Source organism: Paraburkholderia phenazinium, assembly GCF_900141745.1.
In the GTDB taxonomy this organism is placed as follows: Bacteria; Pseudomonadota; Gammaproteobacteria; order Burkholderiales; family Burkholderiaceae; genus Paraburkholderia; species Paraburkholderia phenazinium_B.
Map to the genome: position 1 here is coordinate 2995781 of NZ_FSRM01000002.1, position 15683 is coordinate 3011463.

Genomic DNA, 15683 nt, shown 5'->3' on the forward strand with positions numbered 1-15683 from the left:
AATCTCCCTGGATTAACGATGCGGCGAACCAGCCAAGCTGCCAGCCCACCCACAAGATGTATGAGTTCGAACATGATATAAGAGTTCTTACATCATGTGCAAGCCACAGTGGGATCCGCTATGGACGATTGAAGAAGGTCGGGAATAAGGAGAGGTTAACGGGCGGGTTGAAGCCGCCGTTCAATCAGCGATTCGCCCCGCTCCATGCTTTCGGCGAGGATACGGCCATCGAGTTTGTTTGGGTCGCTAAACGAGCCGACCGGGATCTTGCCCGTGGGCGAATCGACCAGTTTGATATAACGCGGCGCAAGACGCTGCCCGACGTCGATATCTACCGCGGCCACGGCGATTTTTGCTGCTGGCGCGGCTTGCGAGGGCATCCCGCGCACTGCACAGAGCGCACCAAAAAGCGCGCCGGCAGCGGCAATTGCCAATGTCCCCATCCATTTTGTATTTTTCATGTCGCACTCCTTATGTTGCCGCCTGGCAGGATTGCGCTAGCCACACTCGAACAAACAGGAACACCAGGCGGAATCAGGCGGAAGCGCCGTCATCACACTGCGATGTCCGCTGAAAAAAAGAAAGATGAGCAAGTATCAACGCCGGCGTCGAATCGCACCGCAATCAAACGCTCCGTTCCCCCACAGCGATCGTGTTGATCCGATCTGCCGCCCGGCAATTGCCGTCCCCGCGGAGCGTCGATGCAACCGGTCTGCACCGGCGGGGGAACACCCGCCCCCATCCGGTGACTGCCGATCAGGCTGTTGATCCGCCCGTAGTAAAACCCAGCTTATAAAGCCTTTCTATGAAGGCTTGTTTTTTCTGGTTGGCCCCATCGCGTCCTGCTACTTTTACTGCGCCGCCCCCTGTTGATCGGGGGTCGGCCGTACCGCCTGTTTTTGTTGTCTTCCCTGTGCGTCTTCACGCTGCCTGCTGCTTCACCCTGCTTTATTTTTCTCGCACTGCCGGTCCTCTCTGCGCCGTGCCTGTGCTTCCCCGCGCCACCTGTTCTGCACCGTGCCGCCTGATCTTCCTGCTGCTGCGTTGCGGTCCGGCGCAGGACATATAGCGACTACCGTGCCAGAGGTTCGCAAAGCGTTATGCCAACTGGCCTGGCGGGCGGCGCATCCAACTGGCATGGCCGCTTTGAGGAGGTCCGCGCCGAAACTGTTTCAGTGCTGCGACTCGCCAGCAACGCAAAATTTGCGGAGTGCGCGTCGCCGCATCGGTAAGCCCTGACTGCCGCGCACGGCGGTTGCGCTGCAACGCTTGGTACAGGCCATGCAGCGCTTACTGGGATCGTCACAGGCGATTCACAAAACGCGATCGGCGGCCGTTATGTGCGGTACCGCACGAAGTCCAAAGTGTCTCAATTGTGAGACAGTCGCCGGGCGGGGTAAGCTGTTAACCGAACGGTCCAATTTGCCTGAATGGAGCGTTCCAGGCACTGTCCGTTGGATGGTCCGTGACAGGCCGATCACTTCGCGTGACGCGAAGCGCCAAAGCTCCACCCATTTCGGGCGACTCGCCCGCGCGAGCGCCACCTGCCTGAAAGAAGTCGTGGGAACGGCCTCTATCAAGGCGTTCACGCCTTTTCGCCGTTTAAACCAATCGGCAATACTGGCCCAGGCAAACAGACCGGTACGGGGGAGTTTCTACCGCGCAAAGGTTTGCGCGATTTGACGGGTAATCGAATTGAACAGGTGATCGGTCATAAAAGTATTTGTCCGGTCAAACATTCCGCATAACGAATTAACAATTTCTCAAGAATAGGCTTTCCGGCTTTCTCAGGAATGAGACAGAATTGATACACAACTCGCAACTAGCCGCCTATACTGGCCTTCCGCGACATCTGCAGACCCTGCTGCCTGGTGCACCACGGCGCGGGCTGCGAATGGCACGTCGAAGGATGCGGCCCAATTGCCGTATCCAGATTTGCGCGTATGGCAAGTGCAATTGTTTTGATCTATCTTTGGCCCATGCGTCGCATAGAGCGCAATACAGAGAGACCGACGAAAACACGTCGACAGTCGAATCACCGGGGAATGAAATGAACAATAAACGTTCGTATGAACAAAATAATCGGCGTGCCATTGATTTCTCAATGAGCCGCCAGGACGCTTGCGGGCACGATCCCTTTGGATGCGCCCACAACCAGTCAGCACGGCCAGCCTCGTTGGCGGCCTCGCGTGGAGTGCAACGCGCGATCCAGAGTCCCGTGGGGACGGGTCTGTCCGGGCCGGTGATCCGGCCTGAAGCATGCTTGCATGACCCAGCAACCGCGAGCGCCGCATCGAACCGGGGTTAACATGACCAAGACTGAAACGCCGCATGACGCAGACCGTACGGTGCTCTGCGTTTCCAGCAAACCCGACGAAATTCTCACCAGGTTTCTGGCCGCCTGCGGCTGGCAGGTGGTGCACGCCAAGACGACCGCGCTTGCAGAGCGCGTGATCGAGCGCGACAACATCAAGGTCGGCCTGATCGAACTGCCAGAAGATTGCTCGACGCAATATTTGTCGGCGCTCGAGGCATGCATGCGCCGGGTGGAGACCAACTGGGTCGCGCAGATCGCGCCGGGCCAGGCCGATCACGAGCCGGTCAGCCGTTTCATCCTCGATTATTGTTTCGATTTTGTCACCACTCCGTGCCTGAACGAACGGCTCATTTTCGCGTTGGGCCACGCCCATGGCCTGTCGAGCCTGCGCAAGGCGCGCGTGACGCCCGAGGCTTCGCTGGGCCGTCACGAAATGGTCGGCCAGTGCGAAGCCATGCAGCAGCTCTACCGCCACATCGACAAATGCGCCGTTACCGATGCGCCGGTGTTTGTCGCGGGCGAGTCGGGCACCGGCAAGGAACTGACGGCGCGCGCCATCCACGTACGCTCGCCGCGCTCGGCCCAGTCCTTCGTCGCGATCAACTGCGCGGCTATTCCGCCTACTCTTCTGCAGGCCGAACTGTTCGGCCATGAACGCGGCGCCTTCACCGGCGCGGTGCAGCGCAAGATCGGCCGGATCGAAAGCGCGCATCAAGGCACGCTCTTTCTCGACGAGATCGGCGACATGCCTCACGAGTGCCAGGCCGTGCTGCTGCGCTTCCTGCAGGAAGGCACCATCGAGCGCCTGGGCGGCAGCAACGAAATCAAGGTGGACGTGCGGGTGATCTCGGCGACCCACGTCGATCTGGAAAAGGCGGTCGAAGACGGTCGCTTCCGTTCCGACCTGTATCACCGCCTGTGTGTGCTGCGGCTGATCGAACCGCCGCTGCGCGAGCGTGGCAACGACATCAAGCTGCTCGCCAACTACGCGCTCAGCATGTACCGGCAGGATGGCGCACGCAAGATTCGCGGTTTTTCGAGCGATGCGGTAGTGGCCATGTCGCGCTATGGATGGCCCGGCAATGTCCGCGAGCTGATCAATTGCGTACGCCGGGCGGTCGTGATGAGCGAGGGCCGTTTCATTACCGCGGCAGACCTGGGCCTGCCGCAGACGGCGAACGTGCCGGCTGTGACACTCGCCGAGATTCGCAGCAAGGCGGAAAAGGATGCGATCGTGCAGGCGCTGCAACGCCACGGCTACAAGCTGACCGAAGCGGCCGCGGACCTCGGCGTCTCGCGCGCCACGCTGTACCGTCTGATGCACGCCAACCGCATCAATCAGGATGGCACCGCGCGCTCCGTGGACGCATCCCCGGCGCAGGACGACGAAGACAGTGAGCGGGACCTACTGCGCTCGCTCACGGTTTCGAGTCATTGAATCGTCTGGGTGAATCGCTGCGCTGTAGTCGGCGCGCATTTCAGTGCGTGTCAGGGCCGGCTTCGGGATCGGAGCGGTACACAGCGATCCCTTCCATCGGGTCAGGCGCTTCGCGCCATGGCGCCTTCTCCAGCATCCGGACGGTGTTTTCATAGCCGGCGGCCCAGCGTCGCTGGATGCCGCTCGTTGAGAAATCGATGTCCTTGTGCAGATCGTCGCCCGCGAGACGCGGCGCGTCGAGCTCGATCACCTGCATGGTGGTCCCGCAGCCCCAGCCGAGCAGTTCTCTGACCTCCGGGGTATCGCGCTGATCGGCGGGGATGTACTGCTCCAGTTCACGAATGACGTGCCGCAGCCGGTGAATCTGCTTTTGCCGCTCGAGGTGGCTTTCAGACCGGCTGGAATACTGGATATCGCGTTGCCGGCTCATCGCCTGCCAGACCGACTTCGGCTCCCGGCCGTGTGCCGGCCACAACTGCACGGCGAAAATCACCGAGTCGCTGCGGGGATGGTCGTCGAGCACCGCCTCAAGCGGTGTGTTGGAGTAGATGCCGCCATCCCACCAGCTCTCCCCTTCCAGCCGCACCGACGGAAAGCCCGGCGGAAACGCCGCGGAGGCCATCACATGATCGACATCGAGCGGCGCATCGCGATTCGTGAAATAGCGCATGCGTCCGCTGCCGACGCTTACGGCGCCGACCGTCAGACGCGTTTCCTTGCTGTTCAGGTAGGAAAAATCGATCAGCGAGAGGAGCGTCTCCCGCAACGGCACGGTCGAATAGATTGCCGCCGGCTCCATGATGCCCGCGGGGTGGATGCCGAACATCGCGGCCGGACTCGGTGCGAAGAACGCCGGAATACCGCGCGTCATGATCGACAGGTTGCGCAGCCACTCGTCGAACACGGGCAGCCAGCCGGAAGTCGCGCTGCCACGATAGGCCACCTGCTCCCAGAACTGCTTGAGCCGGTCGATGCGTTGCTCGCGCGGATTGCCTGCAATGATCGCGCCGTTGATCGCGCCGATCGAAGTGCCGATCACCCAGCCGGGTTCGACGTGCGCTTCATGCAGTGCTTCGTACACACCGGCCTGATAGGCGCCCAGCGCGCCGCCGCCCTGCAGCACAAGGACGATCTGGCCGGCGATATCCTCGCCGTGCGACGGTTCCGGCGAGTCTCCGGGAGCGTGACTCGGTGCTTGCTTGGCCATGGTGCTTCTCCGTTTGTGAAGTGTAACGACCCACATGGGGCGGTCGGACATTCGAACGGGTTCGCAGGACGCGAGCCTTCAACTGCTGGTGGCGGCGTAGAACGGTGTAGGAAGACAGATCCCGCGCGCACCGGTTGAGGACCATCATGGCACGCGTACATGTCAGCAAGCAATGAAACGAAGTCGGCCCGGAACCGCCTGACGAATACTCCTGCCCGAGCCGGCGGTCGCGCTCACAGGCGACATGAGCAAGGCGCCTGGCGCCCGCGGCATTGCGTTGCTATGCTGCTAGCAGATCATTCTCTCAGGAGTCCGCTTGACCGGTCCGCAGCTCTCCCGGACACCCGCGCGGACCGCCCACCCCGTCGCCGCTCAGGCGAGCCCATGCGACGAACTCGTCATCGGCGCGCAGCCGCCCGCGCCCGGGCGCCCATGCCGCTACAAGCGGCTCGCTCTGGCGGCCACCATCCTCGGATCGAGCATGGCGTTTATCGACGGCTCGGTGGTCAACGTCGCCCTGCCCTCCATCCAGGCGGAACTCGGAGCGAGCGTGGCGGCCATCCAGTGGGTCGTCAATGCCTATCTGCTGTTTCTCGGTTCGCTCGTGCTGGTGGGCGGCTCGCTCGGTGACAAGCTCGGACGGCGCACCATCTTCATCACCGGTATCGTCATTTTTACGCTGGCCTCGGCCGGCTGTGGATTCGCGCCGAACGCGGCCACATTGATCGCCGCACGCGCGGTGCAAGGCATCGGCGCAGCGTTGCTGGTGCCCAGCAGTCTGGCGATTATCGGCGCGGTCTTCGATGTAGACGAGCGCGGCAAGGCTATCGGCACCTGGGCGGGGGTGGGTGCCATCACCTCGGCGGTGGGGCCGGTGGCGGGCGGCTGGCTGGTCGACGCGTTTTCGTGGCGGGCGATCTTCTTTCTGAATCTGCCGATTGCCTGCGCGACAGTGGCACTCGCGCTTGTGGCGGTGCCCAACAGTCATAAGACCGACGCGCCGAAACTGCTCGACTGGCTCGGCGCGGCGGCCGCTGCAGCGGGGCTCGCCGCGCTGACCTACGGTCTGACGATAGCCTCCACGCGCGGGCTCGCGGATCGCCGGGTGCTTGGCCTGATCGGCGCGGGCGTGGTGGTGCTGATCGCCTTCGTCATGATCGAGGCGAGGAGCCGCAACCCCATGATGCCGCTCGACGTGTTCCAATCGCGCGATTTCGTCGGCGCGAACCTCGTGACGCTGCTGCTGTACTTCGGCCTGGGCGGTGTGCTGTTTTTCCTGCCGTTCACGCTGATTCGCGCTTACGGATACAGCGCCACTGCAGCCGGCGGCGCGTTGCTGCCGTTGCCGGTGACGATCGGGCTGCTGTCGCGCTTCACCGGCGATCTGACCCGCCGTTACGGCGCGCGAGCGCTGCTGACAGTGGGACCCTGCGTCGCTGCGGCCGGCTTCGCCATGCTGGCGTTGCCGTGGGTGCGCGGCGAGTATTGGAGCGGCTTCTTTCCTGCGATGATCGTGCTCGGGCTAGGCCTGACCATCACCGTTGCGCCGCTGACGACGACGGTCATGGCGGCGGTATCGGCTGAGCGGACCGGGGTTGCCTCCGGCATCAACAACGCGGTCGCCCGGGTGGCGAGTCTGCTGGCGATCGCCGTACTCGGAATTGTGTTTGTGTGGTCGCATAACACGGCGCTAGCAGCGCGGCTGGTTCAGTTGCATGTGCCGCAGGAGGCGCAGCGCGCGGGGCAGTTGCTGGAGCCGGGTGCGGATTTAGCAGGCTCGTCAGCGCCGAGCGCTTCCGGCGCGCACGACGCGGCACCGAGGGCGGCGCAACCGTTACCGGCGTCTGCGTCCGCAGCTTCGCCAGATTCACCCGCGCTTGCCCGCGCACAGGCGGACGCGCTCGGCGCAGCGCTGCGCGCAGTCGCGCTGGCCTCGGCTGCTTGCGCGCTGGCCGCAGCGGCCCTCGCAGCCGCTACCGTGCAGCGCCGCAAATGACGTATCTGCCGAGCAGCCAGGCGTCTAGCGTCTGGCTGACACACGCCCGCGGCCGCAGGCGTGCATAATCGTTGCACAGTCTTAGCTTACGATTCACCGACGCGCTCGACGCAAGGCCGGTTTATCGTCGATCGGTCCCCATCGTGCGGAACTTGCGTAGCCAAGCCGCTGTCGTTTTATATTTCAGTCAATCCGGCCGAATTGGCCCGTACCCGGACGGCGCCGATCATCGCGGCCGTCCCGCTTATCCCCTATGCGCAAACTACTCATCGTCTGGTTGTTGATCCTGTTCGCTGCGCCCGCCTTCGCTGCCGCGCCAGCGCCGGCCTCCACGGCCACTCCGCCCGTCACGCTGACGCCTGCTCAGGCCCGGCAAGCGCTGGTGGTCCTCAACGACCCCAAACAGCGGGCCCAGATCGTCGACACGCTGCACGCAATCGCCGCAGCCGGCGCGCTTAGCGCACCACCGGCCTCGGCGTCCACGGCTGCCTCTGCGCCGGCTCCAGCCTCGGCGGCAAGCGGCGCGGCGGCCACCGTACGCGCCGCGTTCGAATCGAACGGTCTCGCCTCACAATTGGCCCGCGAGGGCGCCCATGGCGCCGTACAGGTGGCGGGTGCGCTGCGCCGCTCGCTGGCGGCCCTGCTCGACGTGACGTCCGTGCGCGTATGGTGGATCGCGTTGATGAACGACCCGCAGCAGCGCGGCGAACTGGGCACCATTGTCCTCACGCTGCTCGGCGCACTGATCCCCGCGCTTGCCTTTGAATGGCTGACGCGCCGCCTGCTGCGCAAGGCGCTCACGGCGCTGGCGAACCGCCGCAATATGGACCCGCGCGAGATGTTTCTCGACGAACCGCCGGAGGTGGTCGCAGATGCCGACAGCACTGCTCCGGCCGCCGACGCAACCCTTGCTGCAACCCCACCTGCGCAAACCGTCTCGAGCGACGGCGATGCCCTTGCCGAGTCCGACGCCGAACTGGCGGCTGCCGGTGCTGCCCCTACCTCCGCCCCTGCCCCCGCTCCTGCCCCGGCCACGCCAGACGCGAACGCTACATCTGGCCAGCGGCACGCCGCGGTCCACTACTCGCTGATGCGCCGTCTGCCGCGTGCCGCGCTGCGCATGGTGGTTCGATGCGTTCCGCTCGCCGTCTTCATTGGCGTAGCAAGCCTGCTGATGTCAGTCCTCTCCGAGGACGGCACTCCGCAAGACCATGCCCTCGATTCGATCATCGATATCTATGTGCTGAGCCGCGTGATCGTGATCGTCAGCGGCTTCTTTCTGCAACCCGACGCGCCACGTCTGCGGCTCCTGCAGATGGGCAGCAGATGGGCAGCGTTTACGCAGCGCTGGGTGGTGATGATCGTCAGCGTGGTCGGCGCGGGCTCGGCGCTCGCCGAGACCGCAGTGGCGCTTGGGCTGAACGACGACGCACACACCGCGCTGATGAAAGTGGTCGCGCTGATCGGCCACGTCATGATCTCGCTGCTGATCCTGCAATGCCGCCGGCCGGTCGCCGCGCGCATCCGGGTACGCTGCGCCGCCAGCCGGTCGCTGGCGGTATTCGGCAACGCGCTCGCCGATTCGTGGGCCACGATCAGCGTGTTCGTCGTGATGGCGCTGTGGTTCGTGTGGGCGCTTGATGTTCGCAACGGCTATCACACGCTGGTGCATCTGGGCGGCATTTCGATCGCGGTGCTGGTAGGCGCGCGGGTCGTGTCTATCGTGATCTTCGGCGCACTCGCGCGGATGTTCGACTCGCAGAACGGCCAGACCAACGACTCTCTCGTTCATCAGCACGCCTACCGCTATTACCCGCTGCTGCGCCACGTCGTCTCGTCGGTGGTCGGCGTGATCACCGTGCTGGTGCTGTTCCAGGTGTGGGGCGCCAACGTGGCAGTGCTGTTCGAGAGCGGCACCATCGGCCACCGGCTCGCTTCCGCGCTGGTGACGATTGCCATCGCCGCGGGCGTTGCGCTGTTCGTGTGGGAAGCGGCCAACGTCACCGTCGAACGGCGTCTGCACCAGTGGACCACTGCGGGTGACCTCGTGCGCGCCGCCCGCCTGCGCACCTTGCTGCCGATGCTGCGCAGCCTGCTGTTCGTCGTGATTGCCCTCGTCGTGGTCCTCACCGGGCTCAGCGAACTCGGTGTGAATATCGGACCGCTGCTGGCCGGCGCCAGCATCTTCGGCGTGGCGCTCGGCTTCGGTTCGCAAAAGCTGGTGCAGGACTTCATCACGGGCATTTTCCTGCTGATGGAAAACGCCATGCAGGTCGGCGACTGGGTCACGCTCGCTGGCGTGTCGGGCACCGTCGAATATCTGTCGATCCGCACGGTGCGTCTGCGCGGCGGCGACGGCTCGCTGTACACGGTGCCGTTCAGTTCGGTGTCGACGGTCAACAATACCAATCGCGGCCTCGGCAATGCTGCCGTGAAGGTCAGCATCATCTATGGTCAGGACGTCGACCTCGCGATCGCCACGCTCAAGGAGATTGGTGCGTCTCTGCGCGAGGATCCACAGTTCAAGGACGGCATCCTGTCCGACTTCGCGTACTGGGGGATCGACTCCGTCGACGGCTCGGCGATAACGATGTCCGGTCAGATCCAGTGCCGCGATAGCGGGCGCTGGGGCGTACAGCGCGAATTCAACCGGCGCGTGGCCCAATTGTTTCAGGAACGCGGCATCCAGATTGCGAATCCGCAGCGCACGGTGTTCGTACGGGGCGATGGAGCGACGCCTCCTGAAGCGGCGGATGAGGCTACAGGGGGTTCGGCCGAGGTGACTGCGCCGGAAGCGCAACCGCCAGTGCAAGGCACAGCGCAGACACCCACGCAGCCGCCAGCACAGGCATCAACGCAAGCGGCAGGCGAAGCACGGCCCGATCCGGCGAGGCGCTCGGGCTCCTGAACCTGAGCCCGCGCCTCCTCAAGGCACCTGCCACCAGCGCGGCAGCAGGCGACGCACCTCGGGACGCCGGTAGCGGTCATCGATCAGATGCACGACACCGGTGTCCTGCTCGGTGCGGATCACCCGCCCGGCGGCCTGCACTACCTTCTGCAGCCCTGGATACAGGTACATGTAGTCGTAGCCGTTGCCGAACTTCGCCTCCATGGTGCGGCGCATCTGCTCGTTGACGTCGTTGATCTGCGGCAGGCCGAGCGTCGCAACAAACGCGCCGATAAGCTGCTCACCCACCAGGTCGACGCCCTCCGAGAACGCCCCGCCCAACACCGCGAAACCCACGCCTTGACCCATGGCCCGGAAGCGCGCGAGAAAAGCTTCACGCGCGGCTTCGTCCATGCCCTGCTCCTGCATCCACACCGGGACCTCGGGATAGCGCTCGCGCATCAACGCCACGACCCGTTGCAGATAATCGAAGCTGCTTAGAAAGCCAAGGTAGTTGCCGGGCTGCACCGCGTATTGCTGCGCGATCAGTTCGACGATCGGCGCGAGAGAGCGTTCGCGATCGCGCCAGCGTGTCGATACGTGGCTCGCGACATGCACCTTCAGTTGCTCCGCCCGAAACGGCCCCTCGACGTCGAGCCAACGGGTTTCTTCCGGAAGGCCGAGCGTGTCCCGATAGAAATGATGCGGACTCAGCGTGCCCGAGAACATCACGGTGGTGCGCGCCGCCGCGTAACGCGGGACGAGAAATGGCGCGGGGATCACGTTGCGCACACACAGCGTCGAGGCACGCGTAGCGGAAGCGCCAGAAACGAGCGTCGTGTCGAACACCGAATGCTCGCCGAACTGTTCAGCCAATGACACGAAATGCATTGCATCGAAATAAAAACGCAGCTGCGTTTCATCGATCGACAACGGCGCCTCCGCCACTTGCTCGGTCACCGCACCGATCAGATTTTGCGCGGCGCTCAACAGGCGCGGCGGCACTTCGGAATGCACCTGGTAGCCCTCGGTCTGCGCGCGATTCAACGCATTCCACTCGCGATTGAGCCGTTCGAGCGGTTTGCGCAGCGCGATGGGGGCGCTCTTGCGCGCAGCGCGGAATGCGCTTTGCTCGAGTGAAGCCGTGTACATCCGGCGCGCCCGGTCGAGCAGGTTGTGCGCTTCGTCGACCAGCACCGCTATGCGCCACTGGTTCAACTGGGTTAGCGCGTAGAGCAACGCACTGCTGTCGTAGTAGTAGTTGTAGTCGCCTACTACGATGTCGCTCCAGCGCACCAGTTCCTGCGCGAGATAGTACGGACAGACGTCGTGCGCGAGCGCCGCTGATCGCACAGTCGCGCGTTCGAGACGGCGATGAGCAAGTGCCGTTCTGCGCGCCTCGTCGAGGCGGTCATAGAAACCTCGCGCGAGCGGACAGGAGTCGCCATGGCAAGCCTTGTCTGGATGCTCGCAGGCTTTGTCGCGCGCCACCAGTTCGAGTGTGCGCAATGGCAACGCGTTCACGTTGCCATTGGCCTCTGCGCCGGCATGCAACACGTCGACGGCATCCAGCGCAAGCGCTCGCCCCGGCGTCTTGGCGGTCAGAAAAAAGATCCGTTCCACCTGATCGGCCGCGCAGGCCTTGAGCAGCGGAAAAATGGTCGCGAGCGTCTTGCCGATGCCGGTAGGCGCCTGCGCCATCAAAGTCTGTCCGTCGCGTGCAGCGCGGTAAACCGATACCGCCAGTTCGCGCTGTCCGCTGCGAAACTCAGCATGCGGAAACGCCAACGTGCCTAATGCCGCATTGCGTGCGTTACGGTGCGCCTCCTCTTGAGTGGCCCAGCCGATAAACCGCTCGCACTGCTCGACAAAAAATGCTTCCAGAGAGGCCGCCGTGTGCAACTGGGACAGCACGGTCTCCTTCTGGCTCGCAATGTCGAAGTAGACCAGCGCCACATGCACCTCGGTCAGACCGCGCGAGTGACACAGCAGATGACCATAAACCAGTGCCTGAGCCCAATGCAATGCGCGGTGATTGTCCCGCATCGCCGCGAGGTCGCCACGATAGGTCTTGACCTCTTCGATCCGATTGAGCACGGGGTCATACCCGTCCGCCCGGCCGCGCACGGTGAGGCTGCGATGTACACCGGTCAGCGTAATCTCCGCCTCGTAATCGTCAGCCCGCCGCCCCGCTACGGTGGCATGTCCCGCGATGCCCTCCGCAGCCGTGGGCGCGGGCGTAAAACGCAGATCGAGATCGCCGCGTTTCGCCGTGAACTCGCACAACGCCCGCACGGCCACAACGTAGGTCATGCGTCCACCCCGGCGTCGATGGCAAGTTCGTCGTCGGCCCAGCGTACGTCGAGCACACGCACCGGCATGCCGTGCTGCGCACAGTATTCGAGCCAGCGGATCTGGTTGTCCTGCAGACGATCGCCGGGCCCCTTTACTTCGATCAGCTCATAGCGCCGCTCGGCAGGCCAGAAGCGCACGAGATCCGGCAGGCCGGAACGGTTGCTGCGAATGTCGCGCAGGAGCCGTTCGAACCAGAGTTTCAGATGCGCGGCCGGCAGACAATCGAGTGCCTGGGTGACGAGCTCGGGCGTCAAAACACTCCAGAACACGAACGGAGACTGCAACCCTGCCTTGCTCTCGAGATGCCGCAGTATCGTCTCGCGATACGCGCCACTGTCGAGTTGCGCGAGGCAAACTTCGAACTGCGCGGCGCGGCGCGCGTGGAAATCGGGCGCATGCAGATCAGCTGGGCCGCGCTGGAAAGGATGGAAAAACGCACCGGGGATCGCCGCGAACACAGGTTCCCAGCACAGCAAACCGAACAGCGAATTGATCAGCGCATTCTCGACATAGTGAACCGGCGCGTGCGGACAACCCAGATGATCGCGCGCGACGTATTCCACCGCGAGAGGCGCAGCGGGCCGAGGCAAAACCAGCGTACTGCGCTCGATGGGACGAGCCCCCGTGCCCCTCGCTACGTGTAGACCCAGACGGCGTTGCAGTCGCGGCAACATGCGAGCGAGACGCTGACGTTCCTCTTCGCTTTCCGGCCCTTCGGCCGCTTCCTGCGCCAGGGCGAACGCCGCCTCGAAACGGCCACAGCGCTCGAGCACCCGCATGCGCCGATGACGTGCCCCCGGCCAGGTGCAGCGTATATAGACGCTCAGCGCCGCGTCCCACTGCTGCTGGCGTTCGCAATGCTGTCCGATACGAAAGAGCAGCTTGGCACGACGCGCTTCGAGCCACGGGTTACCGATTTCGATAGCAGCGATTTCGTCGAGCAGCGGGTCAACGGGCTCATCTGCGCTCAGTGTCTCGAGCGCTTCACGACAGGCGTGCAAGGCGAGATATCTATCCACATCCGCGCGCTGTTGAAACGCCCGTGACGACGGAGAAAACGCCACCGTCTCGTACTGGAACACGCCGAGATCCGCGAGCACGAACTCCGACCAGTCCTGCTGCAGATTGCCGAAGAACATCAGCCTCAGACGTTCGCACAACGGCCCGACGGTGACATGAAACACACGGTCGGAGGTTTGCGGATTCCAGACGTCGTAGGGTTTGGCGTCGTGACCGGTCGCACGCAAGGCGTCGAGCAGATCCGACATGCGGAGCCCTTTGCGTGCCGGGACGTCGGTAAAAATCTGCTGCAGCTCCGGGCGGGTCGCCAGCGCGAATAGCTCGTCGAGGCTTAGATGAGGTGTAGCGTCGATCCAGCCAAGCGCAATCAATGGCGTGGCTGCGAGCAGTGGGCAGCCGATTTCGTCGTAGATCAGGCGGCTGGCTTTGAAAAGCGTGCCTTTGCGCATCAGCATGCGCACGAGCAGCGCCCGCGATGCCTGTGGCAAGCGGCTGAACTCCGTGAGAAAGCTGCGCTCGTCGGGGCCGAGCACGTCGGCGTAGCGCTCGGCGAGCCATGCGAGCGCACGTTCGAAATTCAGCAGGTAGTAAAGCGCCCAGGGCGGCGGCGAGCTCTCCCCTGCCTGGCCGACAGGGGCAGCGGAAGGAACATCGATAGTAGCGACGGAGGGCGCGTCAGGAAACATCGGTCACCACGGGACGATCAATGGACTGTATGTTTGTACAGTATATGATAGCAAACCGCGCGTGGCTGGGGGATGGATTTGGCTATTCAGACGATGGGGCGGCACGTCCGTGAGATGTATCATCGGCAAAACGCTTATGTCCGGATGGCATGTGCCCCACCGAAGGCACGCGTCCCGGAACATCCATACTGGGCGCAGGTGCTATTGCGCGCATCCGGAACGATGCAATGAAATTTGCTGTCAGCAATGTGGTGGCGGGGAGCTCCGATAGGCTCTTCGCGCTCTCCCAGGACTACTCCCGTAGAGTCGAGTGGGACCCGTTTGCGACACGCTCTGCATTGCTCAACGGGGCGGCGGCGCCCGCGGTCGGCGTCGATGAATACATCGAAAGTGCCGGCGGTCTGGTCATGGTGTCGCGTTATGTGTCCTTCCAGCCACCCCGTGTGGCCGCGGTCTCGATGATCGACGGCCCACGTCTCTTGGCCAGCTTCAGCGGCGGATGGAAATTCCGCCAGATATCCCCCACGCACTGCAAGGTCACGTTCACGTACAACTTCAGGACGTCGCCGATCTGGCTTCGCTGGGTGATGGAGCCGATTGCCGGTCTCTGGTACCGGCGACAAACGCGCGCACGGCTGAATTGCTTCAAGGCGTGGGCCGAGACCATCTCCAGCGGATGAACGAATAAACGAATCGGGAGACAATCGGGCGACACGGCCTTGTCACCGGAAGAAACTGAGGCAACCGCTTGCAGTCGACCTGCGGCCCGATATCGCTTCAGGCGCTATCGACCGGCGATCGACTGCTGAGATACGCGGTGACTGCCCCTGTCAGCGCCATGCCCTGCAACTCCTCAGGCGATGCCAGATGCGTGGCGACAATCTCACGATTATCAAGCCGCAGCTCGGGCAAGCGATCGAGGTGCAGTTCAAAGAAATGCACCCGGTCTCTTCGCCCGTCCCAAATGCCGTACACGCTGCCCGCGGGGCGTAATGGGTGCGGCGGGAGACCGAGCTCCTCTTCCATTTCGCGGTGCGCCGCTGCTTCGGGCGCCTCGCCAGGCTCGAGACTACCGCCGGGAAAATTCCACTCGTCGCGGTACGATGAGTGCACCAGCAACAGCGCCTGCCCGACATAGATTGCGACTAGCGCGCCCTCGTGGCGAGGCCGTCGAAGGTGCCACCAGGCGCGAGCGAGCCGGAATCCGAGGCGAAGCGCCATGCGCCAGACAGAGTCGACAAGCATGGCCAGACGCGCTCGCTCATGGCTCTGCATGAGGTCTCTCCTTTCCTTTCATGGTCAGAGGATCTTCCGGTTCGTCGCGTTCGCGTGGGTTAGTCGTTTGGTGTCTGGTGTGCCGCTGCGTGAAAAAACTGTGCGGCTAGCGCGGGTATCGAATGGTTAAGACCTGCGGAGCATGCTTCCCGAAGCGCTGCACCGAAGCCGTCACGGCAAAGGTGATTATTGCGCCGCTTCTGTCTGAAATCTCTCGAGTTCCGCATGCGCCTCATCGACCTTGCGCTGCCGCTCGGCAATTTTCCTGGCACTCTTGCCGTCGGCCTTTGCGTACGTCACCTCTTGCTCCACCGAGTTGCGTTTCGCATCGCAGCCGCTTGTCTGAGCGGAACACATTACCGGAAAGATGATGATGGCGAGCGTAAATGCCTTGATGGTTGTACTCAAGCGGGGCCTCCGGGTGTTTATGCTCTTGGTGTCGAGGTTCGATGCGGCAATATTACTTTGAATTGCGGAGGGGATTTGGAGAATCGCAGCTTGG

The 15683-nt window shown here is 63.5% G+C and carries 10 protein-coding genes; 4 read left to right on the plus strand and 6 right to left on the minus strand.

Features of this window, described 5'->3' with window-relative positions; genetic code table 11:
- Positions 1–155: 155 nt before the first annotated feature.
- Positions 156–461, minus strand: coding sequence for an SAF domain-containing protein (locus BUS06_RS33220; protein ID WP_074268510.1), 306 nt, complete (start codon positions 459–461; stop codon positions 156–158).
- A gap of 1848 nt (positions 462–2309) precedes the next feature.
- On the opposite strand from BUS06_RS33220, the gene BUS06_RS33225 reads away from it, so the two are divergent.
- Positions 2310–3755 (plus strand): sigma-54-dependent transcriptional regulator, encoded by a 1446-nt coding sequence (locus BUS06_RS33225; RefSeq protein WP_074268511.1) that lies wholly within the window; start codon positions 2310–2312, stop codon positions 3753–3755.
- Positions 3756–3795: 40 nt separating this feature from the next.
- Here the strand turns inward: BUS06_RS33225 and BUS06_RS33230 are convergent, their stop codons facing one another.
- Positions 3796–4962, minus strand: coding sequence for a DUF3734 domain-containing protein (locus BUS06_RS33230; protein ID WP_074268512.1), 1167 nt, complete (start codon positions 4960–4962; stop codon positions 3796–3798).
- Between the two features lie 316 nt (positions 4963–5278).
- Here BUS06_RS33230 and BUS06_RS33235 point away from each other — a divergent pair, with 316 nt between their 5' ends.
- Together BUS06_RS33235 and BUS06_RS33240 are read left to right on the plus strand one after the other, a co-directional pair.
- Positions 5279–6958 carry an MFS transporter gene (locus BUS06_RS33235; protein WP_074268513.1) on the plus strand — a complete coding sequence of 560 codons (1680 nt, stop codon included), beginning with the start codon at positions 5279–5281 and terminating at the stop codon, positions 6956–6958.
- 253 nt (positions 6959–7211) lie between these two features.
- Positions 7212–9866 carry a mechanosensitive ion channel domain-containing protein gene (locus BUS06_RS33240; RefSeq protein WP_074268514.1) on the plus strand — a complete coding sequence of 885 codons (2655 nt, stop codon included), beginning with the start codon at positions 7212–7214 and terminating at the stop codon, positions 9864–9866.
- An 18-nt stretch (positions 9867–9884) separates the two neighbouring features.
- Here the strand turns inward: BUS06_RS33240 and BUS06_RS33245 are convergent, their stop codons facing one another.
- The gene (locus BUS06_RS33245; protein WP_074268515.1) at positions 9885–12158 is read right to left on the minus strand and encodes an ATP-dependent DNA helicase; all 2274 of its coding nucleotides are present in this window, start codon (positions 12156–12158) and stop codon (positions 9885–9887) included.
- A complete protein-coding gene (locus BUS06_RS33250) occupies positions 12155–13906 on the minus strand; it encodes a VRR-NUC domain-containing protein (RefSeq protein ID WP_083611714.1) in 1752 nt (583 codons plus the stop codon). The genes BUS06_RS33245 and BUS06_RS33250 overlap by 4 nt, the downstream gene beginning before the upstream one ends.
- A gap of 227 nt (positions 13907–14133) precedes the next feature.
- On the opposite strand from BUS06_RS33250, the gene BUS06_RS33255 reads away from it, so the two are divergent.
- The gene (locus tag BUS06_RS33255; RefSeq protein WP_074268516.1) at positions 14134–14586 is read left to right on the plus strand and encodes a type II toxin-antitoxin system RatA family toxin; all 453 of its coding nucleotides are present in this window, start codon (positions 14134–14136) and stop codon (positions 14584–14586) included.
- A 97-nt stretch (positions 14587–14683) separates the two neighbouring features.
- Here BUS06_RS33255 and BUS06_RS33260 read toward each other — a convergent pair whose 3' ends face one another.
- Positions 14684–15181, minus strand: coding sequence for an NUDIX domain-containing protein (locus tag BUS06_RS33260; protein WP_074268517.1), 498 nt, complete (start codon positions 15179–15181; stop codon positions 14684–14686).
- A gap of 186 nt (positions 15182–15367) precedes the next feature.
- Complete coding sequence (locus BUS06_RS33265) at positions 15368–15589, minus strand: hypothetical protein (RefSeq protein WP_074268518.1); 222 nt, start codon at positions 15587–15589, stop codon at positions 15368–15370.
- Between the last annotated feature and the right edge of the window lie 94 nt (positions 15590–15683).